We start from the raw sequence: 16,544 nt of genomic DNA on the forward strand, positions 1-16,544 counted from the left end.
GCAAATGCCGCCTTCGCGGTCAACAGCTAGAGCTTGGCAACGCCTCGGCGGCAGCTGGTCGTGTTGTTTTGATTTGCTACAGCGCGCAAAAAGCGCACCATGGCGCCATGAAAAAGCTCACTCTCTCGATGCTGGCTCCCCTGCTATTGGTCCCCTTCCACGCGCATGCCGCATGTCCGCCGGCGACTGCGGGCAACACGGCCGAAGAAATCAAGATCAACGAGCTGCGCGTCACCTGCCTGCAGCAGGAACTGGCGATGGAGACCAATCGCCAGAAGCTTCAGCTCGACATCGATGGCATGGAACGCCGGCTGCAAAACCTCGAACTGCAGCAGCGGCTCAACAGCCTGCCGCAAGTCGGTGACAACTGGCAGTTTCCGAGACCCGTGCCTGTGGTTCCCTACCAGGCGCCATAGCGCAAAAACAAAGCCCGGCACGATGCCGGGCCTTGAAATCGCAATATACTTCAGCTCATTCGCCGCGCGACACGCGGGCGATTTCCTTTTCCACCATGCGCTCCACTACGGATGGCAGGTTTTCATCCAGCCATTCCTTGAGCATGGGCCGGAGCATGTCGCGCATCAGCGACTCGATGGTCGCACCGGGATTGCCGATGCCCATGCCCTGCAACCGGGTGATGGAGCTGCGCACGGCAGCCTGCGTGGCTGGCTCCAGCAGCTGGTCGGCCATGTCGCTGGTGAGCTTGGGATCGGGAAGCGGTGCCACCTGTGCTACCGGCGCAGGTTCGGGCGCGGGCGGCACGATCCGCGGCGTAAAAGCCGGCTCCGGGGCGGGCTCGGGAATGCGCAGCGGCATCGGCTCGGGCTCGGGTTCTGGCTCGGGCATGATGCGCGCCATTGGCGGCGGATCGAAAGCGGGGAGCTCTTCTTCCTCTTCCGGTTCGCTGGGCGCGAACGAAATGTCCTCGGGCTCCACAAGCGCCGGTGCCGCAGGTTCTTCCTCGACCGCCGTATCGGCAAGGATCGAGTCGAAGCTGAAGCCGCCCACGTCGTCATCGGCTGCGCTGTCGACGATTTGCGACGGCGACAGGGCGAGCGGCTCGATGTCATCGAGCATGTCGCTCAAGTCGCGATCAAGCGAATTGGCGGCAGGCGTTGCTTCCATCGGTGGCGGCGCGGCCTGGATGCTGGGGCGGCGCGGCGCACCGGCTGCATCATCGTCAGCAATGATCTGCCGGATGGAGGACAGGATCTCGTCCATCGACGGTTCTTTAGTTGCCGGCTTGTTCATCGGTGCCTCTTACTCATGCGCGCCCAAACCACATTGGCAGCCATCCGCACTCGGCCACCTTGATTCGTTAGCACTACCTTAACCGCAGCGGCCGGGATAAGGAATCGCCCATAGAGCCTGCAAGAGGGTCTTCCACTAAAAGTTGTAGCCGGGAAAATCCCGGCCACCACAGATGGATGAAAGCTGCTGACCTCTACTCGGCGACGGTGCGCAGTTCCTGCCAGACGTCTTCAACGGCCTGGTTGTATGGAACGGCGGTCTTGACCTCCACCGCCAAGCCGAGGTCGGTGGCCGTCAGATGCCCCATAGCCGATAGCAGCGAGAAGGTCGCCATGACCTTGTTGGACGAGGCGTTGATCAGGCTCTCGCGCGCTGTCACCAGTTCGGCCTGTGAGTTGAGGACATCGAGCGTGGTGCGCGTACCGAGGTCACGCTCCTGGATCACGCCTTCCAGCACGGTGGTGCCCGCAGACACCGCCGCATTGGCGGCCGCGATCTGTGCGTCCGCACTCTGCATGCCCGCCCAGGCCGAGATCACCGCTTCGCGGATCTGGTCATAGGAGGACATGGCCGTTACTTCCGACCGGATCTGTTCGATGTTGGCCTTGCGGACATTGGCGCCCAACGCGCCACCGGCATAGAGCGGCACGGTGATGCGGAAGCCCAGGCTGCCGCTCAGCCCCTGCGAACCGGCGGTGCTGTTGTAAGCCGTCCCTACATCGCCGGTAACGGTTGCGGTCGGACCAAACCCGGCCTGTGCAGCGTCACTGCCGGCCTGGGCCGCGCGGATTGATGCCTTGGCCAAGAGAATCGCCGGGTGTCCAGCCTCGGCTTCCGCAATCGCGGCCTGCAGGCTGTTCGGGATCAGCCGGCCGTAATTGTGTGACGAGTCAAGGTTCTGCGGCGCAACGCCAACGTAGCGCTGGAAGGTCGCCTGGCTGATTTCGAGGCTGCTCTGGGCAGCACGGAAGGCTGCTTCGCCCTGCGCCAGTCGCGCCTGCGCCTGGGCAACGTCGATACGCGTGCCTTCGCCAACATCGAGTCGGTCCTGTGCCGACTGCAGCTGCGCCTGAAAGAAATCGACGTTCTCGCGCCGGAGCGCCACCAGCTGGCGGCCGCTCAGCACGGACATATAGGCGTCGACGACCGACAGCAGCACGTTCTGCTCGGTGTTGCGGATCTGGTGCTCGGCCGCTTCGGCAGCAGCACGCGCCTGTTCGATCTGCGCTTCGGTCTGGAAGTTGTCGAAGACGGTCTGGTTGTAGCTCAGGCCCGCCGTATAGGTCTGGCTGCCGGTGAAGGCGCCGCTGGGATTGGAGGGACTGGCCTGGCCGGCAGACCACGAATAGGTGCCGCCCACGGAGGCGCCGATGGTCGGGCGTTTGCCCGCATTGGCGAGTGCGACGTTTTCGGCCGAGGACTTGGCCTCGAGCAGCGCCGCCTGGAGGTCCGGTGCGTGGTCATAGGCAATGGTCAGCGCCTGGGTGATCGACTGGGCGTGCGCCCCGCCTACCGACACCGCTGCCATGCCCAGCGCTACCGCACTAGCGACCAACTTGACGCGAAAACTCATTGCCGCCTCCAATAACCCCGAAACTCTAAGCGCGGCACATGGGGTACACAACCAGCCGCGGCAATAGATACAATCATATGCATGCATTTAATCTGCTATGGTGCTTCCTCAGCAACACAGAAGACCATCTGCATCAGAACACGAACTCTTCCTCGCGCTGCATCCCAGGAAGCGGCGGAAGAAAAGCGTTGAACTCCGTCCGGGCCGTTACATGACCGCCCATTTTGACCATCACGCTGGCAAGCCCCACCGGGCCGTTGCGCACCAGCGCAACCAGCCGTCCACCCTCCTTGAGCAGGCCAAGAAAGGCCGCAGGTACCGTATCAAGCATACCTTGCACAAAGATGACGCTGAAGCGATCTGACGCCACCTGGGCGAGATCACCGCTGCTCATGCTGGCGTTCGAAAGTTCAAGTTCGCTCAGCAGCCGTTGTCCGCGCGCAGCGAGATCCGGCTCCGATTCCAGCCCCGTGACCGCCGCTGCAAGTCCGGCAATGACTGCCGTGGCGTAGCCCGTGGTGGCGCCAAGATCGAGGACGGTGTCGCTTTCGCCGATCTCGGCCAGCCGCAGCAGCCGCGCGAGCACCACCGTGGCGGGCATGAAGCGGCTCGCGCCGGCGCGGCCAAACCAGTGAATGTCGTCGACATAGGCCAGCGACTCACGGTGGTCCGGCACGAACCGCTCGCGTGGCACGGTGGCAAAACGAGACAGCAGTTTGGCTTCCGTGATGCCCGCCGGGCGGAGCTGCCCGTCCACCATTGCCTGTCTAGCCCGACCGAAATCCATGTTCAAACCGGCGCCCTGCCCCAAACCATATGCTGGCCGTGAATATCGATGCAGGACCGCACTGGCAAGTCGTGACGTACCGAGCGCGGCATTTTGCCAATAGCACGGTCGCTTCAACGCCCCTTATCGCCACAAGAGATTGGCAACCATAACAGCCGAGAGGCCGCAACAACCCGATCGCAGCGCTGTTGTCCCGGAAGAACCTCGTGGAGGCAATCATGCATCCTCAAGAGCGGATAAGCCAGGCGCGCCAGCTTCTGCAGCATTGGAGGGGAATGGCGCTCATGTCCGAGCGCCCGTATGAACTTGCGCGCCTCCTGCGCAGCGAAAGCCGCTCGCTGGCGACTCTAGCGATCGAACACCCGGAAAACGCCCTCACCGCCGTGCGACTTATCGCAGCCCTCGAGGAGACGGCTGACCGGGTCGAGTCGGAACAGTCCACCCGCAAGCGCGACTTGGCACAAGCCTGACAACAAATGTGAGATGAAAGCCTCGTCTGGGTTGTACCGGAGTAGATGGACACTCTCTCCCGGAAATCACCGGGACTAAGTGAGCCATCGCCCCCCCAGCCATGCAGACGCACGTGCGGCCCGACAAAGCTAGCAGTCTGCAATCAACTCGCGAAAATATGTCTCAGAGATCACACGGAGCCGGTAACCTTCGCTGATTAGCTGCTCAGCCCGCGCCCATTTGCCTGAGCGCTCACCACGAGAAAAGCGGTCGTCCCCAACCACGACAAGCGTGGTCTTCTTAGTAACACTACTGGCAACCTCAGTGATGGGCAGCAGGGCTTCATCGAGAGCGTCCATTATGGAACGCCAGGCCCTCGAGCGGCCGAAACCAAATCGGCGGTGCTATTACCGCGTGCATAACGCTGACCTGGACAACATCGACGGCCGGTGACGTGATCCGCTTGAACGTGGCGAACGCATCGGGCTTCCCCATGACGGCAGAGCTGATCACAGAGAACCTGAGCAGCGCATACATCCAGACCCCGACTGCTATCAACTAAGGCACGGGGGGCGGCATCAAAGTTCGCAGCCCCCTCTCAGCCTAAACCCGTGGCGACCTCACGCGCAGATTTTTTCCTATATGATAATTTTGCATGCGAACCATCGGGGCCGCATTGGCGACCCACGAGCGTTTCCGGGCTTTTGCGGGGTACGCAGTTGCAGGATAACGCCAAGGTTTTCTACTTCGTACGCAGGGGAGAGCCAGTGCGCACTACTGCTCTTTTGGTGCCCTTCGCTCCGCTCTGCGTTCGGCCGCAAGTCGAAGCCGTTCCGGCTCCGTGTACAGCCGCTCAAGCAGCGCAACAGTGAAGTCGAGCAAATCTTCGCTGTCCGCCTTGGTCAGGGTTCCTTGGTGGGCGCCATCGTTTCCATCCTGCTGAACAGAAGTAGAAAGCTCGCGCAGTGCCTCCGGCAGGTAGCCGTTGTCAAAGAGCCAAGGCAGTCGCTGACCTAGGTCTCGACGCTGCCTGTGGTTGGGTCCGCCTTCCTCCCCAGCCCGCGGAAGCATAGCTCGTGTCGCCAGGTCTAGGCACATGCGAAACATGACGCCGGCAGCATTCCAGCATTCCACCTGCATGCACGTTGCGCCCTCGCGAAAGACCGCAGCAATTTCAGATGGCACGTGTTCCGGGGGGGAGACTGACTTCTTATCTCGAAGCGATAAAAAACGCTCTACCTCGAAGAAGTTGTTCAACGAGGCCGGCACCTTGAGGAACTTCTTCTCAACGACTACCTGGTCGAACTCAGGGCCCTTAAGGCTGACGACAAATGTGGTTGAGCGAAAGCAGTTCATGCACATGCAGAACAGTTCGTATCTCTCTTTCCAGCCGTATCTGTTCCTATGTGGACGGCCTCAAGAGCACTGAACGTCATCCGAGACGAGCCGCAGCGCGGGCACTCTGCAACGATCCTAGACATTGGCCACCCTTATTGATGTGCCGTCTCATGTGCCATGGATTCGCCGGAACTGTCGAGAAACGCCCGGAAATGCTGGAGATTTACCGGCACATAAAATGGCAAACAGCAGGTTTGCCGACCTACTGAATCGCACAACGCTTCGATTTTGAAGAGTGATTTGTTGGAGGCCTCGTCCGGAATTGAACCGGAGTACACGGATTTGCAATCCGCTGCGTCACCACTCCGCCACGAGGCCTCACCGCTGTGTAACTATTGAAGTGAGCAGGCCTATGCAAGACCCCACGTTGTGGAGGGGAAACTTTCTCCAGTCCTCCTATGCCTGCCGGCGGTGCGGTGGAACGTTTCCCACCACACCATTGTCGAAGCTATTGCCTTGACTTCAGCTCACACGTCCCGGCACCAGGCGGTGATCAGCTACCAGCCTGGGAGGCCCAGTTGCTGTGCCTGCTTGCGGACGTCCTCGTCATAGAGAGCGGCCGCGTCAGCCGGCGTACGCGCGCCGGAGGCGACTTCCACCGTGATCTGTTCCAGCGCCGGTCCCTTGACGGGCGAGAGGAATTCCAGGGCTGGTGCCGTGGTGCCCTCCTGCTGAAAGTAGCTCTGAAGATCGGCGACCGAGGGCGGAATATCGGCAGGAAGGTCGCAGCCCGAGATCAGATAGGGACCGGAGATGCCGGATGACTCCATGTCGATCTTGCAACCTTCAGGCGACTGGATGAACGCGATGAAGCGCTTGGCCGCTTCGACGTTCTGGCTGGTCTTGGGGATGTAATAGCCGTTGGGCATCCATACCGTCAGGCCGTTCTTTTCCGGGTCGTCGCCGGGAATGGCGAAGAAGCCGACGTCCTGGATATGTTCGGGTGCCAGCTCGGTAATGTTGGAGATGGCGAACGTGAGCATCGGATAATGCGCGCCCTCGCCGGTCGCGACCTTGACGATGCCCTCTTCCATAGTGGCGGCCTGGAAGTCCTCGTTGAGGAAGCCGCCATTGAAGATCTCGGCCTGGTGCTCGAAGCCCTTCACGGCTGCAGGCGTCGTGGCATACTTGGCCTTGCCGGCCGTGTAGTCCTCGGCAAAGGTCGGATTGGCAGCCAGCACGTTGTAGAAATCGCCGAGCACAAAGAGCTGGCTGGTCCAGGTGGTGCCCAGGGTCTGAATAACAGCAGCCTTGCCCGATTCCTTGATCTTCTCGTTGTTGGCCATGAACTCGGCCCAGGTCTTGGGAACCGACAGCCCCAGTTCCTCATAGATCGGCTTGTTGTAGAGAATACCGCCGCCCATGGCCGTGCCGTGCGGACCGCCATAAAGGCGCCCGTCCGAGCCGGTGACCACCGACTTGAACGAGTCCACGACCGTGGCCTGCCAGGGCTCATCGGTCAGGTCGACGAAGTTCTGGCTGGGGTTCAGCGCCTGCAGCAGCGAACCGGAATTGTAGGAAACGACGTCCGGCAACAGGCCTGTGGCGAGGCGCGTCTTGATCAGGTTGTCACCCTCGCCGCCGGCAGGACGGGTTTCGAGTTCCACATTGACGTCGGGATTGGCGGCCTCGAAGGCCGCGATCAGCGCTTCGGCTGAAGCCACCGTGCTGGGCTGGTTGTCGGCCAGATAGGTGATGCTCACCTGGTCCTGTGCGATGGCCACATGCGGCAAGAGGGCCGCTGCCAGACCCGTCAAAGCCAAGATGTATCTCATTGTCGTCTCCTCCTTGTATGTGGCCCTCTCCCTGGACCTTAGGTCTCTACCTCACACCGCCTCGCGGACTGATGCAATCTCAGGCGCAAGCCTCTGGCCAGTGGCCTTGTCAAAGAAGTGCCCTTTGCCTGGCGAGAAGGTCAGGTAGACCTTGTCTCCGGGCTGCACCTCCAGCCGGTCCTTGACGACGGCGGTGAGTTCCCGGCCGGCGAGATCAAGCACGACATGGGTCTCCGACCCTGTTGGCTCGGTCAGCCTGACCACCGCCTCGTGCCCGCCGCCGGTGCTGATCTCGATATGTTCGGGGCGGATGCCGAAGACGATCTCGCGGCCTGCGTTCGCCGCCGGCACGCCCCCGATGGGCAGCACCGTTGCGTCTGCTAGCAGGAGGCCATTTGCTTGGCTGTGCCCGGCGATGAAGTTCATCGCCGGCGACCCCAGGAACCCGGCAACGAACATGTTGGTGGGCCGGTCATAGAGCTCGAGCGGGGAGCCCATCTGCTCCACCCGGCCGCCATTCATCACCACGATCTTGTCGGCCATGGTCATGGCTTCCACCTGGTCATGGGTGACATAGACGATAGTCGTGCCCAGCCGCTGATGCAGCCCCTTGATCTCGGCGCGCATGGCGACACGCAGTTTGGCATCGAGGTTGGATAGAGGCTCGTCGAAGAGGAACACCTTTGGGTTCCGCACGATGGCACGCCCCATGGCGACGCGCTGCCGCTGCCCACCCGAAAGCTGCGCCGGCTTGCGGTCGAGCAGCGGTTCGAGCCCCAGGATGGCCGCCGCCTCCCCCACCTTGCGCTTGATCTCGTCGCGCTTCACCCCGGCCAGTTCGAGCGCAAAGCCCATGTTCTGCGCCACCGTCATCTGCGGATAGAGTGCGTAGTTCTGGAACACCATGGCGATGTCCCGGTCCTTGGGCTCGAGGTTGTTCACTGTGCGCCCGTCGATTGCAATAGTGCCGCCCGTGATTGGCTCAAGGCCCGCGATCATGCGCAGGAGGGTCGACTTGCCGCAGCCCGAGGGCCCCACCAGAATGACGAACTCGCCGTCGGCGATGTCGATATCGACCCCGTGGATCACGGGAGTTAGGCCATAGCTCTTGCGGACATCGCGGATCTGCACGGTGGACATGGGTTTCTCCTCTCGCTAGCGGCGCAGGCGGCAGCGTATGGCAAGATAGGGCCGCCCCGGCAGTTCCACGGCAAAGGCCGCATCGGGCCGCCGTTGCCGGACAACCGCGCCGTGGCGCGTCGGGTGATTGGCCGGCGCGTCGACCACCTTGGCGGGCTCTATCGTCATGTTCCAGGTGTCGATCACGTCGACTTCGTAGTCACCCGGCTCCAGCGGCAGGCCCGGCGCCCAGATGACGGGCTGGTGCTCGCCGAGATAGATGTAGATCGTCTCGCCGTCCGAAGCCCCCGACACCCGGCTCCAGGGCCAGTTACCCACCCGCGCCAGCGGCGTCAGGCCGGTTGCGACATCCTCCTCGAGGAGGTCGCGCAGGAAGCCGATGCGCTTCCAGGCTTCGCCATGCAGCACGCCGCCCTTGGCCCACCACAGGATATCGTCTGGATGCATGAAGGTTTCGCCATGGCCGGCATAGCCGCCGCGCAGCAGCGTGATCCAATAGCGGTGCACCAGTTCCTGGGCCGAGATATTGCCCCAGGACAACATGATGTTGCCCTCATATTCCGGCTCGTCGTTGATCACCGGCTTGCCATAGGTCTCGCGCCATTCCTGCGTGCGCTTGACGTCCCAGTTCTGGATGCAGACGTGGCTGACCCAGGGCTTGCGATGATCGTAGTTGGCGTTGACATCGCCATTGTGGATCGACTTGAGGTGCCGGTAAGGGTCGTTCTCCTCGATGATTTGGAAGAACCGGTCCCATTGCGTCATGGGCTTGGTGTTGAGGAGGAAATCGTACTCGTTGGCCAGCGACCACCAGACGTTGCGGAACGGCGCAAGGCGCGCCGTAAGATACTGGACATAACGGTAGTCCTGCTCCTCGCTCATCTCCGAATATCCCCAGCGGTCATAGGGGTGGAAGATGATGATGTCGGCCTCGATTCCCAAATCGCGCAGCGCGCCTACCTGCTGCTCGAAGTGCCGGAACGCCTCGGGGTTTGGTCGGTCGAAATCGAGCTCCCCTTCGTCGTCGCGCTGATACATGTCGAACAGCGGCTCGTTGACGTTGAAGGGATAGTCTTTGGGGAACACGCCCATGCGCATCTTGTTGAAGCGCGTTTGCTTGAGCGTCGCCAGCGTTTGCGCCTGCAGCTCGAGCGGCTGGTGCGTCCAGGCATAGCTGGTCGTGCCGAAGGGGAGGTAGGGCGAACCGTCGGCATAGCCGAAGTGATAGGTGTTGCGCACGTGGACCGGGCCGTGGTTGCTTGCTCCAGGCGCCACGGCATTAAAGCTGCCGGTCTGCCCGTCAAGTTCCGCTGCCGAAGACTTGGTGGTGAAGTGCCATTCGCCCTCGTTGTCCGGCATGAAGCGCACTGCGTAGCGTCCATCGCCGTCATAGAAACCCGGCACGCGAACGGTGCGGCTATTCTGCTGGAAGATTGCCTCGATCTGGACATCAAGGAAGGGATTGCCTCCGCTCGGGCCGGTGAAGGTGGCTTCGAAGAAATCCCACTTGGCAATGGTCTGGTCGGTCATAATTCGATCTTTACTTAAGGTTATCAGCCCTTTACCGCGCCCGAGGTCAGCCCCGAGACGAAGTAGCGCTGGAAGATGAGGTAGACGATGGTGGCCGGCAGCACCGTCATGACGATGGCCGAGTTGAGTTGCCCGTAGTCGCGCGAGAACTGGCCCTGGAAGGCCGATAGCCCAAGCGGCAATGTCCACATGTCCCGGTCCTGCAGCAGCACTAGCGCCATGGCGAACTCGTTCCAGGTGGAAACAAAATCAAGGATCAGCAGGGCCGCGAGAACAGGCAGCGAGACCGGCAGGAAGATGCGGCGGAAGATGGTGAAATGCGACGCACCATCGATGCGGGCCGCTTCGCTCAGCTCCTTGGGTATGCCGCGGAAGAAGCCGTGGAGGATGAACACCTGGTAGGGGATGCCGAACGCCAGGTAGGGCAGGATCACGCCGGGATAGGTGTCGATCAGCCGCATGGAATTGACCAGCGTGAACAGCGGCGCCAGCATCACCTGGAACGGGATCATGGTGCCGAACAGAATGGCGAGGAGCAGCAGCTTGCCCCCCTTTATGTCAATCTTGGCGAGGGCATAGGCTGCCATGGCCGAAATCATCAGTCCCAGTGGCACCTTGATGACGGTGATGATGGTCGAGTTCCAGAAGGTCGTATCGAACCGCCCGCGTGCCCAAGCCGCCGCATAGTTGGCCCATGCCGGCTCGGCCGGCGGCGCAAAGGCGCTCGAGCCCATCACCTCGGCATTGGTCTTGAGCGAGGTGAAGACGATGAAGACGAATGGCGCCACCCAGACCAGGGCCACCAGAACAAGCGCGATCCAGAGGCCAACCAGCACCCAGTCGCGCTGAGGGCGTTCAACCGTACTGTCCTTTGCGAAAGGCGCAGCAAGCGTAGTCATTCGGCACTCTCCTCCCGCTTCTGCGTCCAACTGAGATATGGAATGACCACGGCCAGAGTGATCAGCAGCAGCACCACCGAAATCGCCCCGCCCCGCCCGAAGTCGAAGATCTGCATGGATTGGGTGAAGGCCCAGAGCGCCAGCATCTGCGTGGATTGCGCCGGGCCGCCTCCAGTCAGGCCATAGACGATGTCGAAGGCCTTGAGCGAGGAGATGATCGAAAGGACCAGCACGATGGTGATCGTGGTCTTGAGCGCCGGGAAGGTCACGAAGCGGAAGACATTCCAACGCCCTGCCCCGTCGATGCGCGCCGCTTCCACCAGCGTCTTGTTGACGCCCTGCAGCCCCGCAAGGAACAGCACCATGGAAAAACCGACCGACTGCCAGAGGTGGGCAACAAAGGCCGAATAAAGCGCCAGGTCGCGATTGCCCAGCCAGTCCTGGATGAAGCGCTGCAAGCCGAATTGCGTCAGCACTTGGCCGAAGAGGCCGAAGAAAGGATCATACATCCAGCGCCACATGGTGGCGACGGCGATGGGTGCGATGATCACCGGCAGGTAGAAGATGGCCCGCAGGCTGTTGCGGCCAAAGATGGGCTGGTTGAGCCCCAGCGCCAGCAGCAGCCCGATCAGCGGCGGAAAGATTACCGAAAGAACGGTCCAGATGATGGTGTTCTTGAACGCGACCCAGAACACCGGGTCCTTGGTGAAGATGTCGACATAGTTGGCGGTGCCAACAAACTCCCGGGCTGGATCGAGCCCGTTCCAGCGCTGGAAGCTGAGGATGACCACGTCGATCATCGGCCAGATGGCAAAGACCGCGTAGATGATGAGAGCGGGACCGAGCAGCAACACAGCCTGGCTGCGCGGATGCGTCACAAGCGCCTTCGCCGTCATGCCTTTTCTCCCATTGAACCGGACTGGTAAAAAGCGGCCGGCCCGTGAGCCGGCCACACCTCGGGAGGAGGTTAGCTGCGATTGTCGATAAAGGTCTGGAGCGTCGTTCCGGCATCGGCCGGCGCCAGGTTGCCGCTCGCCACTTCGTTGATGACGCGGAAGTACTCGGTGGTCACATCGAGCGGGAAAGCCTGGTCGCCGTTCATGTAGACCTCTTCATACTCGTTGAAGATGTCGACCCATTCCTGGTCCAGCGGCCGGAGGTCGGCGTACTCGACGTTCTTGTTGATCGAGGTTGTGCTGAACGAGCCCAGCACCGCCTGCTGCACCTCGGTGGAGATGAAGTAGTCAAGGAATTTGGCGGCGATGTCCGGGTTCTGGCTCTTGGACGAGATATAGTTGTATTCGGCAAAGCCATAGAGGCGGCCCGTGCCGGTCGGGAACGGGAAGATGCCGTAGGTTTCGAGGTCGCCTGCTTCCGCCAGCTGCTGCACCAGCCAGTCGCCTTCCAGCATCATCGCCGCGCGGCCCGCAACAAAAAGATTGAAGGACTGCGCATTGTCGATGCCCATGAAGGGGCTGAGAATGTAGTTCTTGCTCCACGTGTCGAGCTCGGCAAAGCTCTCGGCGGCGCAGGGCTCCGTTGCCCAGCTGATTTCCATGTTGCTCAGCTGGTCGTGCTTCTCGGCGCCGCACTTGGCTTCAAGGATCACGTCCATCAGGCGCATCAGGTGCCAGTTGACCGTACCACCAAAGGTAATGGCGGGAATGCCGGCTGCCTTGAGCTTTTCGGCGGCGGCAACCAGTTCCTCGTAGTTGGTCGGCTCTTCAGTGATGCCGGCCTGCTCAAACAGCGCCTTGTTGTAGTAGAGCGCCTCACCCTTGAAGGTGAAGGGCACGCCATGCCGACCACCCTCATAGATCTTGCTGAACGAGGCAGCTGCGGGAACGAGCTCCTCGTCCCAGCCATATTCGGCATAGTAGTCGTCCAGCGGCTTGGATAGGCCGGCATTGATGTATTCACCACCCAGGCCGAGCCCCGCCCAGCTGAAGAAGATGTCGGGGCCGCGATCCGAGCCTGCCGCGACGCGGAGCGCGGTCTTGTGGTCGTCAACGCCGCGGGTGACGATCTCAACATTGACGCCGGGATTGGCGGCCATGAAATCGTCTGCAATCTTTAGCATCGCGTCGTTGGATGCTTGCGAGGAAAAGTTAAGGGTCCAGAACGTGATGTCCTGGGCCGAAGCCAAGCTGGTCCCGGCGAGCAAGACGGTGGCGCCAAGCGCCAGACGCGCGGATTTCCCTATGATGTTCATGTAGTCCTCCCTTTCGAATTTTTTCGAATGTTTACTTTTATAGAGCCGCCATCCTATGCTGTGTCAAGCAGCAATTATGTCGGCATCGACATAATGACGCAGGAAATTCTGGTGCGAATTCGACGCAACGTGCGGAAAGCAACGGAATGAGCTAGGGCAACGATACAGATTGCGCCAATTGCAATCCGGATCGTCTCGAGCGTGACAAAATATGCAACGCCGTGCGGGTAGAACTGGTCGGGGTGAGGGAGGCAGACGATGGCCAACATGATCAGCGATGACCTGCGCGGTCTCTTCTACGAGCGGGAGGTCGACTCGCCGGTCGCCAAGGTCGTGCGCGCGCTGAGCGGCCACGGGGCGGTCAGCACGTCCCAGATCGCCCGCTCTACCGGCCTGGCCCGCTCTACGGTGTCGACCATTCTTGCCGATCTCAAGCGCTCGAGCCTTGTGGTGGAAGTGGAGGTGGAGACCCGCACTACCGGTTCGGCAGGGCGCCCTGCTTTGGCTCACTCGCTCAACCCCGAAGCGGGCACCTGTATCGGCATTTTGCTGGGACTTGGCGAGATCCGCATCATCCTGGCCGATGTCGCTCACAGCGTTCTTGCCGATGTCACCTTGCCGCTCGAAAGCCATTATGGTCCGGAAAAGGCCACCCGCGTCCTCCGCCACGCCATAGACAATCTCTATAAGGAGCACAGCCTGCCCTATTCGGGCCTGCTGGGCGTTGGCGTCGCAGTATCAGGACCACTTGCGCCCAGCGGCAAGGTCATGCGTGCATCCATGCTGCCGGGTTGGGCCGGCGTCGATCTGCGCGGCATCTTCGAGCCTGCGCTGGAAAAGCCGATCTTTGCCGACAATGAAAGTAACTGCGCTGCCTTGGCAGAGATGATGTGGGGCGCCGCCACGGGCGCAGACAATTTCGTCCTGTTCAAGCTGGACAGTGGAGTCGGGGGAGCGATCGTTGCGGGCGGCAAGGTTCTCTCGGGTGCTGCTGGCGCCGCCGGAGAGTTCGGGCACATGCTGGTAGATCAGCATGGGCCGCTATGCCGCTGCGGCAACAGGGGATGCCTTGAGCTCTACTGCAGCGCCACAACGCTGGAAGCGGAGGCGCGGCGCTTGCTGGGGCGGCCTGCGCCGGTGGCAGATATTATCGACATGGCCTCCCGAGGCGACGTCGGATTTCAGCGCCTCATCGCGGATGCCGGTGACGTCGCGGGGCGGGCCCTGGCGGTTATCGGCAGCGTTGTCAACGCGCCTTTGTTCGTGATCTCCGGCGCTCTGGCCACAGCCGGCGACCTGCTCTTGTCACCGCTCCGCATGTCCTACGAGAAGCACGCGCTGATCAAGCGCACAGACCTTGCACAGGGGGAGTTTCCCAGTTTCGTGCCGGGGCGCTTCCTGTCCAACGACAACTGCATGGGGGCTGTTGGCCTGGTGCTGCGTCACAGCGGCCGCCTGACCTAGTCCACCGCTGCGTAAAAAAAGCCCGAGCCTTGCGGCTCGGGCCATTCGTCGGGAGACGAAAACTAGGCGTCTGTCAGCGCAAATGTTTCGAGCTGCTCGGCGTTGGTCTCGTCGATCAGCACGCAGTCCATGGAGATCTTCTCGTCGACGCCGGTGGAGCCTTCCTTGAGATACTTGTCGGCCAGTTCAACAGCATACTGGGCCTGGCGGTAGGCGGGCTGCAGCACGGTTGCGGTTACCTTGCCGGCGATAATGGCATCGCGCACATCGTTGGAGCCGTCAAAGCCCACCACGATCACGTCATTCCGGCCGGCAGCCTCCAGCGCTGCCAGGGCGCCCATGGCCATGGTGTCATTGCCCGCGATCACCCCCTTGATGTCGGGATTGGCTTGCAGGATCGACTCCATTTTGGTGAAGGCTTCGGTCTGGCTCCAGTTGGCCGACTGCTGCGCCACCATTACCATGTCTGGATACTGGTCGATGACGTCGTGGTAGCCCGACGAGCGGATGCCGGCATTGGTGTCGGATTCCTTGCCCGTCAGTTCGACATAGTTGCCGGCCTCGCCCATTGCGGCGACGAAAGCTTCGGCGCCAAGCGTGGCGCCCTGGTAGTTGTTAGACACGATCTGGGCCACGGCGACGCCAGTCGAGTTGATCTCGCGGTCGATCAGGAAGGAGGGGATGCCCGCATCCTTGGCCTTCTGCACCGCGGCGACCGAAGCGTCGGCACCGGCATTGTCGAGGATGATCGCCTTGGCGCCGGCAGCGATCGCAGAGTCGATCAGCTCGTTCTGCTTGTTGGCATCGTCATCGTGCGAATAGACTTGGGTCGAGTAACCAAGCTCCTCAGCCTTGGCCTGGGCGCCTTCGGCTTCCGCCTTGAAGAATGGGTTGTCGTGGCTTGGGGTAATAATCACCACCAACCCACCATCCTGCGCTACCGCTGGCATAACTAGCGCGACGCCGGCCATGGCGCCAAGAGCGAGACCGGCAAGGGTTTTCATTAAGTTCATTTCGGTTCCTCCAAAGATCCTCAGGGATCGCTTCCGCATCGCCGTTTTCGGCTGATTGGTATTTTTTGCGTTTTTTGATGATTGCGCAGCGTTCGGAGGAAGTCAAGCATGCGCAAGCGCGATCCTGGCGTCGAGGATCGGGTTAGCAAGATGCTAGCAAAGTGATAGCAGATCGGGGGCTTTTGCCGGTGCTAACGCGCCACGACGACGCTGATGCCGCGCGCCTCGAACTCGGCACGATCGGCGTCGGAAATGCCTTCGTCGGTAATCAGGCCGTGGATCATCTCCACGGGCCCAAGCGACGAAAACGACGTCCTCCCGATCTTGCTGGAGTCGGCGACAAGATAAACCTTGGACGCGGCCTTGATCATGGCTCGCTTGACGTAAAGGTCCGCCATGGACGGATAAGTCAGCCCCGCCTCAAACGAAATCGCCGCGGTTGCAAGGAACAGCTTCTCGGCAAAGATACCCTGGAAGAAGTCACCCGACTTCTCTCCCGTCAGCGACAAAGTCGGCGCCTTGAACTGCCCGCCCGACATATGCACCGTCATCGACGGCAAGGCCCCCAGCAGCAGCGCAATGTTGAGGGCATTGGTGATGACGTTGAGATTTTGGTGGTTCACCAGGCTGTTAGCGACCTCGGTGGTCGTCGAGCCAGAATCGACAATGATGGTCTCGCCATTGCCCACCAGCCCAGCAGCCGCCCGGCCGATCCGGCGCTTGCTGTCCATATTGGCAAGGTGCTGCAAGGACATGGACTGAACCTGCTGCGGCATGGACTTCAGATAAGCACCGCCATGCTCGCGCACCACATAGCCATCGGCATCGAGACGCTCCAGGTCCTGCCTTATGGTCGCCTCCGACACTGCAAAGGCAACGGAGAGGTCCCGCACTCGGGCGCTGCCCTCTTCCTGGAGCCATTCCAGGATCTTCATCCGGCGCGGCTCGGCCAGGAGGTTCTGGCGCGAGGTATCTACCTGGGGCTTACGGCTCCGCCGCTTGGTCCCCGTCTCACCTACTGCGCTGGAATCGGCCAAAGCTCGCCCCCTGTG

At 61.4% G+C, this 16,544-nt stretch carries 16 protein-coding genes and 1 tRNA gene; 3 read left to right on the forward strand and 14 right to left on the reverse strand.

Annotation, left to right across the window (positions count from 1 at the left end; genetic code table 11):
• Nucleotides 1–107 precede the first annotated feature (107 nt).
• On the forward strand, nt 108–416 hold the full coding sequence (locus VIL88_RS13025) for a hypothetical protein (RefSeq protein WP_331989518.1): 309 nt from the start codon (nt 108–110) through the stop codon (nt 414–416).
• Nucleotides 417–471: 55 nt separating this feature from the next.
• Here VIL88_RS13025 and VIL88_RS13030 read toward each other — a convergent pair whose 3' ends face one another.
• The 3 genes from VIL88_RS13030 to VIL88_RS13040 form a co-directional block, all read right to left on the reverse strand.
• The gene (locus VIL88_RS13030) at nt 472–1,251 is read right to left on the reverse strand and encodes a DUF2497 domain-containing protein (RefSeq protein WP_331989520.1); all 780 of its coding nucleotides are present in this window, start codon (nt 1,249–1,251) and stop codon (nt 472–474) included.
• Nucleotides 1,252–1,444: 193 nt separating this feature from the next.
• Nucleotides 1,445–2,824 carry a TolC family outer membrane protein gene (locus tag VIL88_RS13035; protein ID WP_331989522.1) on the reverse strand — a complete coding sequence of 460 codons (1,380 nt, stop codon included), beginning with the start codon at nt 2,822–2,824 and terminating at the stop codon, nt 1,445–1,447.
• Between the two features lie 133 nt (nt 2,825–2,957).
• Nucleotides 2,958–3,611 (reverse strand): protein-L-isoaspartate O-methyltransferase family protein, encoded by a 654-nt coding sequence (locus VIL88_RS13040; RefSeq protein ID WP_331990695.1) that lies wholly within the window; start codon nt 3,609–3,611, stop codon nt 2,958–2,960.
• 284 nt (nt 3,612–3,895) lie between these two features.
• Here VIL88_RS13040 and VIL88_RS13045 point away from each other — a divergent pair, with 284 nt between their 5' ends.
• Complete coding sequence (locus tag VIL88_RS13045) at nt 3,896–4,081, forward strand: hypothetical protein (RefSeq protein ID WP_331989524.1); 186 nt, start codon at nt 3,896–3,898, stop codon at nt 4,079–4,081.
• Nucleotides 4,082–4,210: 129 nt separating this feature from the next.
• Here the strand turns inward: VIL88_RS13045 and VIL88_RS13050 are convergent, their stop codons facing one another.
• The 9 genes from VIL88_RS13050 to VIL88_RS13090 all read right to left on the reverse strand — a co-directional run bounded on the left by VIL88_RS13050 (nt 4,211) and on the right by VIL88_RS13090 (nt 13,009).
• Nucleotides 4,211–4,420, reverse strand: coding sequence for a hypothetical protein (locus VIL88_RS13050; RefSeq protein ID WP_331989526.1), 210 nt, complete (start codon nt 4,418–4,420; stop codon nt 4,211–4,213).
• A gap of 415 nt (nt 4,421–4,835) precedes the next feature.
• A complete protein-coding gene (locus VIL88_RS13055; protein ID WP_331989528.1) occupies nt 4,836–5,417 on the reverse strand; it encodes a DUF4145 domain-containing protein in 582 nt (193 codons plus the stop codon).
• A gap of 286 nt (nt 5,418–5,703) precedes the next feature.
• Nucleotides 5,704–5,777: transfer RNA gene (locus tag VIL88_RS13060), tRNA-Cys, on the reverse strand.
• Between the two features lie 179 nt (nt 5,778–5,956).
• Entirely contained in the window at nt 5,957–7,234 is a 1,278-nt protein-coding gene (locus VIL88_RS13065; protein ID WP_331989530.1) for an ABC transporter substrate-binding protein, read from the reverse strand.
• 51 nt (nt 7,235–7,285) lie between these two features.
• A complete protein-coding gene (locus tag VIL88_RS13070) occupies nt 7,286–8,374 on the reverse strand; it encodes a sn-glycerol-3-phosphate ABC transporter ATP-binding protein UgpC (RefSeq protein WP_331989532.1) in 1,089 nt (362 codons plus the stop codon).
• Nucleotides 8,375–8,389: 15 nt separating this feature from the next.
• The gene (locus VIL88_RS13075; RefSeq protein ID WP_331989534.1) at nt 8,390–9,904 is read right to left on the reverse strand and encodes a DUF5060 domain-containing protein; all 1,515 of its coding nucleotides are present in this window, start codon (nt 9,902–9,904) and stop codon (nt 8,390–8,392) included.
• A 23-nt stretch (nt 9,905–9,927) separates the two neighbouring features.
• The gene (locus VIL88_RS13080; protein ID WP_331989536.1) at nt 9,928–10,803 is read right to left on the reverse strand and encodes a carbohydrate ABC transporter permease; all 876 of its coding nucleotides are present in this window, start codon (nt 10,801–10,803) and stop codon (nt 9,928–9,930) included.
• Entirely contained in the window at nt 10,800–11,699 is a 900-nt protein-coding gene (locus VIL88_RS13085) for a sugar ABC transporter permease (protein WP_331989538.1), read from the reverse strand. The genes VIL88_RS13080 and VIL88_RS13085 overlap by 4 nt, the downstream gene beginning before the upstream one ends.
• A gap of 71 nt (nt 11,700–11,770) precedes the next feature.
• A complete protein-coding gene (locus tag VIL88_RS13090; RefSeq protein WP_331990696.1) occupies nt 11,771–13,009 on the reverse strand; it encodes an ABC transporter substrate-binding protein in 1,239 nt (412 codons plus the stop codon).
• A 264-nt stretch (nt 13,010–13,273) separates the two neighbouring features.
• Between VIL88_RS13090 and VIL88_RS13095 the strand changes: the two genes are divergently transcribed.
• Nucleotides 13,274–14,479, forward strand: a complete 1,206-nt coding sequence (locus VIL88_RS13095) for an ROK family transcriptional regulator (RefSeq protein ID WP_331989540.1) — start codon at nt 13,274–13,276, stop codon at nt 14,477–14,479.
• Between the two features lie 62 nt (nt 14,480–14,541).
• Here VIL88_RS13095 and VIL88_RS13100 read toward each other — a convergent pair whose 3' ends face one another.
• The gene (locus VIL88_RS13100; protein ID WP_331990697.1) at nt 14,542–15,483 is read right to left on the reverse strand and encodes a D-ribose ABC transporter substrate-binding protein; all 942 of its coding nucleotides are present in this window, start codon (nt 15,481–15,483) and stop codon (nt 14,542–14,544) included.
• Between the two features lie 200 nt (nt 15,484–15,683).
• Entirely contained in the window at nt 15,684–16,529 is an 846-nt protein-coding gene (locus VIL88_RS13105) for a DeoR/GlpR family DNA-binding transcription regulator (RefSeq protein ID WP_331989542.1), read from the reverse strand.
• Between the last annotated feature and the right edge of the window lie 15 nt (nt 16,530–16,544).

The sequence above is a fragment of the Devosia sp. genome (genome assembly GCF_036563435.1).
Lineage (GTDB): Bacteria > Pseudomonadota > Alphaproteobacteria > Rhizobiales > Devosiaceae > Devosia.

Bases quoted from the DNA above. Each gene is read 5' to 3' on its own strand.
- VIL88_RS13025 (WP_331989518.1), top strand. From the start codon at position 108: ATGAAAAAGCTCACTCTCTCGATGCTGGCTCCCCTGCTATTGGTCCCC.
- VIL88_RS13030 (WP_331989520.1), bottom strand. From the start codon at position 1,251: ATGAACAAGCCGGCAACTAAAGAACCGTCGATGGACGAGATCCTGTCC.
- VIL88_RS13035 (WP_331989522.1), bottom strand. From the start codon at position 2,824: ATGAGTTTTCGCGTCAAGTTGGTCGCTAGTGCGGTAGCGCTGGGCATG.
- VIL88_RS13040 (WP_331990695.1), bottom strand. From the start codon at position 3,611: ATGGATTTCGGTCGGGCTAGACAGGCAATGGTGGACGGGCAGCTCCGC.
- VIL88_RS13045 (WP_331989524.1), top strand. From the start codon at position 3,896: ATGTCCGAGCGCCCGTATGAACTTGCGCGCCTCCTGCGCAGCGAAAGC.
- VIL88_RS13050 (WP_331989526.1), bottom strand. From the start codon at position 4,420: ATGGACGCTCTCGATGAAGCCCTGCTGCCCATCACTGAGGTTGCCAGT.
- VIL88_RS13055 (WP_331989528.1), bottom strand. From the start codon at position 5,417: ATGAACTGCTTTCGCTCAACCACATTTGTCGTCAGCCTTAAGGGCCCT.
- VIL88_RS13065 (WP_331989530.1), bottom strand. From the start codon at position 7,234: ATGAGATACATCTTGGCTTTGACGGGTCTGGCAGCGGCCCTCTTGCCG.
- VIL88_RS13070 (WP_331989532.1), bottom strand. From the start codon at position 8,374: ATGTCCACCGTGCAGATCCGCGATGTCCGCAAGAGCTATGGCCTAACT.
- VIL88_RS13075 (WP_331989534.1), bottom strand. From the start codon at position 9,904: ATGACCGACCAGACCATTGCCAAGTGGGATTTCTTCGAAGCCACCTTC.
- VIL88_RS13080 (WP_331989536.1), bottom strand. From the start codon at position 10,803: ATGACTACGCTTGCTGCGCCTTTCGCAAAGGACAGTACGGTTGAACGC.
- VIL88_RS13085 (WP_331989538.1), bottom strand. From the start codon at position 11,699: ATGACGGCGAAGGCGCTTGTGACGCATCCGCGCAGCCAGGCTGTGTTG.
- VIL88_RS13095 (WP_331989540.1), top strand. From the start codon at position 13,274: ATGGCCAACATGATCAGCGATGACCTGCGCGGTCTCTTCTACGAGCGG.
- VIL88_RS13100 (WP_331990697.1), bottom strand. From the start codon at position 15,483: ATGAAAACCCTTGCCGGTCTCGCTCTTGGCGCCATGGCCGGCGTCGCG.